Below are 6942 nucleotides of genomic sequence, written 5' to 3'. Positions count from 1 at the left end.
TGTCGCCTTCTGAAAGTGACACAATTCCCACGCAAACCCGCATCGTTGGCATCCAACTACAGTCCCCATCTTTCAGTATCCGACTACACTGAACTATCGCTGAATAGTTGGACAACGCCATGTTGATTGGATATGCCCGCGTCTCGACCGACGACCAACTCCTCGATCTGCAACGCGATGCTCTGGCGAAGATCGGCTGCGAGCGGGTGTTCGAGGATACCGCCAGCGGTGCCAAGGCTGAGCGGGTTGGCTTGACCGCTTTGCTGGCCACGCTACGCCGTGACGACACCGTGGTGATTTGGCGCCTGGATCGCCTCGACCGCTCGCTGAAGGATCTGATCCGGCTGGTTGAGCAATTGGACGCCGCCGGCGTCGGCTTGCGCAGCTTGCAGGAAAACATCGACACCGCCTCGATTGGTGGCCGCCTGGTGTTTCACCTGTTCGGTGCCTTGGCCGAGTTCGAACGCAACCTAATCCGCGAGCGCACCCAAGCCGGCTTATCCGCTGCACGGGCGCGAGGCCGCAAGGGCGGACGCAAGAAACGGCTCGACCCGGCCAAGCAGGAGCTTGCCCTGCGCCTCTACCATGAGCGGAAACATACCGTGGCGGAAATCTGTCGGATGATGGGCATCGGCCGCTCGACGCTCTACAACTATCTCACCGAGGCCGAGCGTGATGCCCAGCGGGCGGCGTAAAGCCATCCCGACCGATTCGCTGATGCAGTTGCGGCAGCGGCTCGACCGTCTGCCCAAGAAAAGCCCGGAACGGATTACTCAGGTGGCCGCGATAGCCGAGTTGTACGGCGTGTCCCCAAGCACCGTATACCGGGCGCTGAACCTCATCCATAAACCCCACGCGGCTCACCGCGCCGACCATGGTAAGCCGCGGGTATTGCAGCAGGCCGAGCTGGAGCGCTACTGCGAGCTAATTGCCGCGCTGAAACTGCGCACCACCAACAAACAAGGGCGGCACCTATCTACCCGCCGTGCCATCGAGCTGCTGGAGGGCTATGGGGTGGAAACCGAGCAAGGCTTGGTCAAGGCGCCCAAAGGGGTTCTGACCCGCAGCACGGTGAACGAGTACCTAAGCCGCTGGCACCTGGACCAGTCGCGGCTGTTGCGGCAACCACCGGCCACCCGCTTTCAGGCTGCGCACAGCAATGACTGCTGGCAGTTCGACCTGTCGCCCTCCGACCTCAAGCACATCGATAAGCCGGACTGGATCGATCCGGCTAGGGGCATGCCGACGCTGATGCTGTTCAGCGTGGTGGATGACCGCAGCGGAGTGGCCTATCAGGAGTACCACTGTGTATATGGCGAGGACGCGGAGTCAGCGCTGCGCTTCCTGTTCAACGCCATGACGCTGAAGGCGGACCCGACTTTTCCCTTCCAAGGCCGCCCGAAGATGATCTACCTGGACAACGGCCCGGTGGCCAAACGCCGAGTATTCCAGAACGTCATGCAGGCGCTGGACATCGAATGGCAGACATACATCCCGGCCGGCAAGGATGGCACCCGCACCACGGCTCGCTCGAAAGGCAAAGTGGAGCGCCCCTTCCGCACGGTGAAGGAAGCCCACGAGACGCTGTATCACTTCCACAAACCGGAAACCGAAGCGCAGGCCAATGAGTGGCTGCTGCGTTATCTGGTGCGCACCTACAACGTGCAGGATCATCGCTCCGAACCGCATTCGCGGATTGAGGACTGGCTGGCCAACCTGCCCGTCGAGGGCCTGCGCGAAATGTGCACCTGGGAACAGTTTTGCCGCTTTGCCCGCGAGCCGGAACGACGCAAGGTCGGCGTCGATGCCCGCGTCACCATCGACGGCACGGCCTACGAGGTGGAGCCCGACATGGCGGGCGAAACCGTGGTGTTGCTCTGGGGCTTGTTCGATGACGAACTCTATGCCGAGTTCGAGGGGGAGCGCTTCGGACCTTACTACCCCGTCTCCGGGCCAATTCCCCTACATCGTTACCGCGCCTTCAAACGCGGCAAGGCGGATGAGCGCTCTGATCGCATCCGCTTGCTAGCCGGCCAGCTTGGCCTGCCTATCGCCGCATTGGCTGGCGACGATGTGCGACTCACACCCTCTATTATTCCGACGGCACTGCCACGCCAACCCTTCGATGCCGAGGCGCACGAATACCGGTTTCCCAATGCCATCGCCGCCAAGCTCGCCATTGCCGATGACCTAGCGCAGCCGTTGGCTAAGCTCTCTCCCGACGATCAAGCCTTCATCCATCAGGTGCTGAGCGAAACCCTGACACGCCGCATTGTCTTGGAGCGCGTGCGGGGCTACTTCCGCCATAAGAAAACAGGAGAAGAACATGCGGGCTGAAGTAATGCAGCACTACGGACTGGCGTTGCCACTGAACCAGGCCGGCTATTTTGAAACCGCCCACCATCAGCAGTTGATCAAGGACATCAAGGGGGCGATCTTCGAAGGACGGCTGATTGCACTGTGCGGCGTCATCGGCAGCGGCAAGACCGTAATGCTGCGCCGGCTTCAACAAGCGATGGAAGAGGAAAAGAAGATCACGGTCTCCAAGTCTCTCGCCATTGAAAAGCACAGCATCAAGCTGGCCACTTTCATCGCAGCGCTCTTCTATGACCTCTCCACCGAGAAGCAGGTACGCATCCCCACCCAGGGCGAAAAGCGTGAGCGTGACCTACGCGAGTTGGTGAGGAAGAACAAGCGCCCGGTCGCCCTGTTCGTCGATGAGGCCCATGACCTCAACGGCCATACCCTGACCGGTCTTAAGCGTCTGATGGAGCTGGTGGAGGACGGTGACGGGCGGCTGTCGATCGTGTTGGCCGGGCATCCCAAGCTGCGTAACGACCTGCGCCGACCGACGATGGAGGAAATCGGCTACCGCACCGACATCTTCTCGCTCGATGGCATTGCTGGCAGTCAGCGGGAATACATTCAGTGGCTGCTGGAAACCTGCACTGCGGGGAAGGTCGAACCCGAGTCGATTCTGACCGAAGACGCGATCGACCTACTCGCCACTAAACTGCGCACGCCACTGCAAATCCAACTGCACCTCAGCCTGGCACTGGAAGCCGGCTACCTGACCGGCGAGAAACCCGTTTCGGCGGAACTCGTGCAATCGGTGCTGTCGCGCCAACTGGATGATCTGGAGCCAACCCTCACTCGTCACGGCTACCGCATCAAGGATCTAGTGGAGCAATTCGATGCCAAACCCACCGAAATCAAGGCTCTGTTCAGTAATGCGCTAGACCCGGCGCGGGCGGTTGAGTTACGTGACAAGATGCTGGCAGCGGGCTTGCCTATCTGAGTCCTGTCATTTGCAAATAATGCAGGCTGGCGACGATGGAATGCAGGTCGGCGCGGATCAATGCAGGCTCATTCGCAGTTAATGCTGGTTTGCCGGGCCGGTCAGTCGCAGTTAATTCCGGTCGAAAATCGTATTGATTGCAGGTCGGGACGTTTTTAAATGCAGGCCGCTACACCTAGAGGTTTTGGAATGCATGCCGTTTATATCCAGTCAGTCGAAAGGGAAACCGTGCGAAACACGCTGTGGATTGTGCTTATAGGTTAGCGGGCTCTCAGGAGCTCGTCTCGAATATCTATGAACCTTGCCCGCCGCCGCAAATGACTAAACTCATACGGCAGGCGAGCTCAGAAATTGCCACATTTTAACCACCGAGGTGATTACATTTCTGTCAGCTTGGGAGTGCATCGAGCCGTTCAATATTTGGCTTGGTCGACAGCGTTGGCTTTGCTCTCGGCTACTGGGGGTTGAGTGCCTTGCTTTTGGGCAATTTGGTACGCGTCCATTGACCTCTTCATTGCAGCCTCCATGCGCGCGAACGTCCGGTCACCGCCACCTTCGGCCATCGCCAGAGAAGAGACGGTCAAAGCGGCTATGACAAAGCGGCTATGACAAACAGGGTTTTAATGGATTTCATGGGGGTATCCTCGAATAAGTTTTGGTCATCCCGTTGAATCCACATTGAAAAATGATTCTTGGGGCTGAGCTCTAGGCTCGATATAACTTTAGGACTCATCCCCTGTCAGAAACCTTAGGTGAATATTACAGTTGTGTCAGGCTGCTACTTTTCTCTTGAATAGCAGGCGGATTAATTCGTAAGCTCTCACTCATCCAAGCAACACTGCATCGTATTTAACCGATTAAAATTTATATATGACAATTTTGTAAGCTTCCCGTCATTTTTAAAGAGATTCGACGGTTTTTGAACAGCTGAACAGGATCTGAAATCCGCCGACGCTGATGCATTGTATTTAACCTTGGGTGTTCGATATGCGTATTGCGTCGGGACTGGTAATTCCACAAAGGTGATTAGGTGTGAGTATTAGTTTTGAAAAAGCCGTTGGTTCTGCGGAAAGAGCGTTAATTTATCGCAGCCAAAGAGCGGAGGTGCTGAGCAATAATATAGCTAACGCCGATACGCCAAATTTCAAGGCCCGCGACTTGGACTTTCATGTCTTGCTTGCAAGCCAGTCAAAGCGAATGGCGGATGCTCAGTTTTCTTTACAAACAACAAACCTAAAGCACATTGCTGGGAACGGATCAGCAGCCGAAATTGATGAGAGAGCTTTACTTTACAGAATTCCAAATCAACCGTCCCTGGACCAAAATACCGTGGATCAGCAAGTCGAGCTTGCGAAGTATACGGAAAATGAAATTCATTTCGAGGCAGCGTTCACCCGACTCAATGGTTCATTTAAAGGCCTGATTAAGGCTCTTCGTGGGGAGTAATTGCAAAAAAATAAGTACTCGCATTATAGAACAGGCCGGTTATCCCTGCCCTGGCTGCCCTAAACTCAATGTCAGCAGACTTCGATCCATTGCCTACCTCATTGTGCTCATTGAACCATCGAGGCGGGCTGGATAGGTGCTGAAGCTATTACTCTAGGAAAGCGCCAAGAAGACTTTGATCAGCTTATCTCGGCCCTGGGCTCATATCTGAAATGAGCCCAGGGAGAGCCTGTATATGGGAGCGTTAAAGCTGGAGCGGATCAGCACCATCAGGCGCTGATTTTGGAAGGAAAACCCAATGTTTCCACAGCTGCGCGGACTCGCTCAGGGTTTTCGCTACTTTCAACGTTGACCTTGCCGGCAGCACGATCCACCAAAACCCTTGCCTCGCTATCCAACGCGTGAATAGCTTTGGTGATTTTGCTAATGCAGCTGCCGCAACCAATGCCGGACACATCTAAGACGAACATAGTTATTCCTCTCGTATTGAGCGGCTTCTTTAGCCGCAAATACAGCATAAACGTTGACATTATGGCAAGGTCAAGTCTTGCCTGCACCCTGATTTGGGGAGATCGCAGAAAACGGAGTTCCGCACACTAAGCGACAACCGACCGGCTTCAGCCTTTGTGACACGGCCTATGTCCGGCTGGAGCACACCTCAATCAGGCACACCCGTCAGGGTCGGGGTGTACGCATGCTAGACCTTGCACTGGGTACGCAGGTAGGAGCCGCCGGCACCTAGTTTCTGGTCGCCCCCGACAATCGCCGTGATGAGTTTGCACAGCAACTCAAGAGACCCGTTTTCTCGTGAGTATCCGAGCTGGGCATCCGATATCTTCCCTACAACCAACTTAAAGAGCATAGGGAAACGATTGGGCGATTCGGCCCCAGTATCAAACCGTTGATGGATATTTCCCAGTTGCGCTAACTTTTCCTGGTCAAGGCTTGCCGGACTGCTTTAAAGCCGGAATACCAATGTGAAAGGCGTTTTGCCATCCTTTTGGCTGCGCACCCGGACTTGTCCGCCATGGGACAACATGATGGAAGGCCGAGCCCTGGTACCGCCACCGGAGCGCGGACGGCCGGAAAACGCGGTAAAAGCGATCAAGGACCCGCTCCAGATGGGCCGGGGCGACTCACCCACGTTGGTCACCGCCAAGGTAACGTTTGGGCCTTCTGCAGCGATGGCTAAGGTGACCTTTGAATTGAAAGCGGCATGACGGACAGCGTTAGACACCAGATTGGTGATTGCACGCTGCACCAGCAAACGGTCTCCCAAGATTTTTGCATCTCCGGTCACCTCCAAAACGATGCCCTTGTCTTCAGCGATCAGAGATAAATAATCAGTTACCCGATTCACTTCGTGAGCGATGGCTATGTGTCGAACATGACGGGGTTCTGAAACAGCAGGCTAAACGCCTGCTCGTAGGCGTCGTTGCGGGCTTCGCAGATTTTTCCAGGGCTTGGGTCTCGCTCCCTGGGGCTGCACGCGACGGTCAAACCGTCAAGGCGTCACGCTGATGCCGTTGGGGCCTTTGCCGACCGGTAGGGTCTTCGTGACCTTGCGGTCCTTCACGTCGAGTACGGAGACCGAGTTGGCGTAGGTGTTGGTAACGTATGCGTACCGTCCTTCACGGTCGACGACCACGCCATGAGCACCGGCGCCAGTCACGACTGTCTTGGCGACCTTGAAACTCTCTAGGTCGATCAGACTGACGGTTTTGCCAGGCTTCTTGGGCGTGCCCTGGTTGGCCACCAGCAGCGTGCGCGAATCCGGCGTGACGTACAGCTGGATAGGCACCGTTCCGACGGCAACCTTGCGAATCACCTGTCGTGTGGCCGGGTTTATCACGGCGATGGCGTTTTCTTCCGACAGCGACACCAAGACAAGACGACCGTCCGGCGTGAAGCCGACTTGAGCCGGCCCCTTGCCTACCTGCACCTGCGCGATCTCCTTTTGGCTGACGGTATCAATGACCGACACGGTGCCGCCCTTGAGGTTGGCGACGTAGGCCTGCTTGCCGTCCGGACTGATGCGAAGACCGTGGGGGAACTTGCCGACCGGAACCGTGGCGACAACGCGCTGTGCCGATGTGTCAATCACACTCACCGTGTCGTCGCCGCCGTTGGTGACGTAGGCAAGGCGGCCATCTGGCGACACCACCACATGGGTCGGATGAATCGCCCCGGGTTTCCTA

The 6942-nt window shown here is 56.6% G+C and carries 8 protein-coding genes; 4 read left to right on the top strand and 4 right to left on the bottom strand.

Annotation, left to right across the window (positions count from 1 at the left end; translation table 11 throughout):
* Positions 1-119: 119 nt before the first annotated feature.
* The 3 genes from B2Y33_RS06870 to B2Y33_RS06860 are packed head-to-tail and all read left to right on the top strand — an operon-like array spanning position 120 to position 3298.
* Positions 120-695 (top strand): recombinase family protein, encoded by a 576-nt coding sequence (locus B2Y33_RS06870; RefSeq protein WP_206406136.1) that lies wholly within the window; start codon positions 120-122, stop codon positions 693-695.
* Positions 696-699: 4 nt separating this feature from the next.
* Entirely contained in the window at positions 700-2337 is a 1638-nt protein-coding gene (locus tag B2Y33_RS06865) for a DDE-type integrase/transposase/recombinase (RefSeq protein WP_206406139.1), read from the top strand.
* Entirely contained in the window at positions 2327-3298 is a 972-nt protein-coding gene (locus tag B2Y33_RS06860; protein WP_024015038.1) for an ExeA family protein, read from the top strand. The genes B2Y33_RS06865 and B2Y33_RS06860 overlap by 11 nt, the downstream gene beginning before the upstream one ends.
* Positions 3299-3711: 413 nt before the next feature.
* Here the strand turns inward: B2Y33_RS06860 and B2Y33_RS06855 are convergent, their stop codons facing one another.
* Positions 3712-3891, bottom strand: coding sequence for a co-regulatory protein PtrA N-terminal domain-containing protein (locus tag B2Y33_RS06855; protein ID WP_376744013.1), 180 nt, complete (start codon positions 3889-3891; stop codon positions 3712-3714).
* 439 nt (positions 3892-4330) lie between these two features.
* On the opposite strand from B2Y33_RS06855, the gene flgB reads away from it, so the two are divergent.
* Entirely contained in the window at positions 4331-4744 is a 414-nt protein-coding gene (flgB, locus tag B2Y33_RS06850; RefSeq protein ID WP_206406137.1) for a flagellar basal body rod protein FlgB, read from the top strand.
* Positions 4745-5013: 269 nt separating this feature from the next.
* Here the strand turns inward: flgB and B2Y33_RS06845 are convergent, their stop codons facing one another.
* The 3 genes from B2Y33_RS06845 to B2Y33_RS06835 form a co-directional block, all read right to left on the bottom strand.
* Positions 5014-5214: a heavy-metal-associated domain-containing protein gene (locus B2Y33_RS06845; RefSeq protein WP_034114911.1), complete on the bottom strand. Its 201-nt coding sequence runs from the start codon at positions 5212-5214 to the stop codon at positions 5014-5016.
* 488 nt (positions 5215-5702) lie between these two features.
* A complete protein-coding gene (locus tag B2Y33_RS06840; protein ID WP_206406138.1) occupies positions 5703-6104 on the bottom strand; it encodes an ATP-binding protein in 402 nt (133 codons plus the stop codon).
* A 144-nt stretch (positions 6105-6248) separates the two neighbouring features.
* The coding region (locus B2Y33_RS06835) for a YncE family protein (RefSeq protein WP_288632795.1) at positions 6249-6942 on the bottom strand (694 nt) is incomplete at its 5' end.

The sequence above is a fragment of the Pseudomonas sp. UBA5666 genome (genome assembly GCF_002420785.1).
In the GTDB taxonomy this organism is placed as follows: Bacteria; Pseudomonadota; Gammaproteobacteria; order Pseudomonadales; family Pseudomonadaceae; genus Aquipseudomonas; species Aquipseudomonas fulva.
The sequence above is the reverse complement of the archived record's forward strand: the minus strand, read 5'-3'. Positions and strand labels throughout refer to the sequence as shown.

Bases quoted from the DNA above. Each gene is read 5' to 3' on its own strand.
- B2Y33_RS06870 (WP_206406136.1), top strand. From the start codon at position 120: ATGTTGATTGGATATGCCCGCGTCTCGACCGACGACCAACTCCTCGAT.
- B2Y33_RS06860 (WP_024015038.1), top strand. From the start codon at position 2,327: ATGCGGGCTGAAGTAATGCAGCACTACGGACTGGCGTTGCCACTGAAC.
- B2Y33_RS06845 (WP_034114911.1), bottom strand. From the start codon at position 5,214: ATGTTCGTCTTAGATGTGTCCGGCATTGGTTGCGGCAGCTGCATTAGC.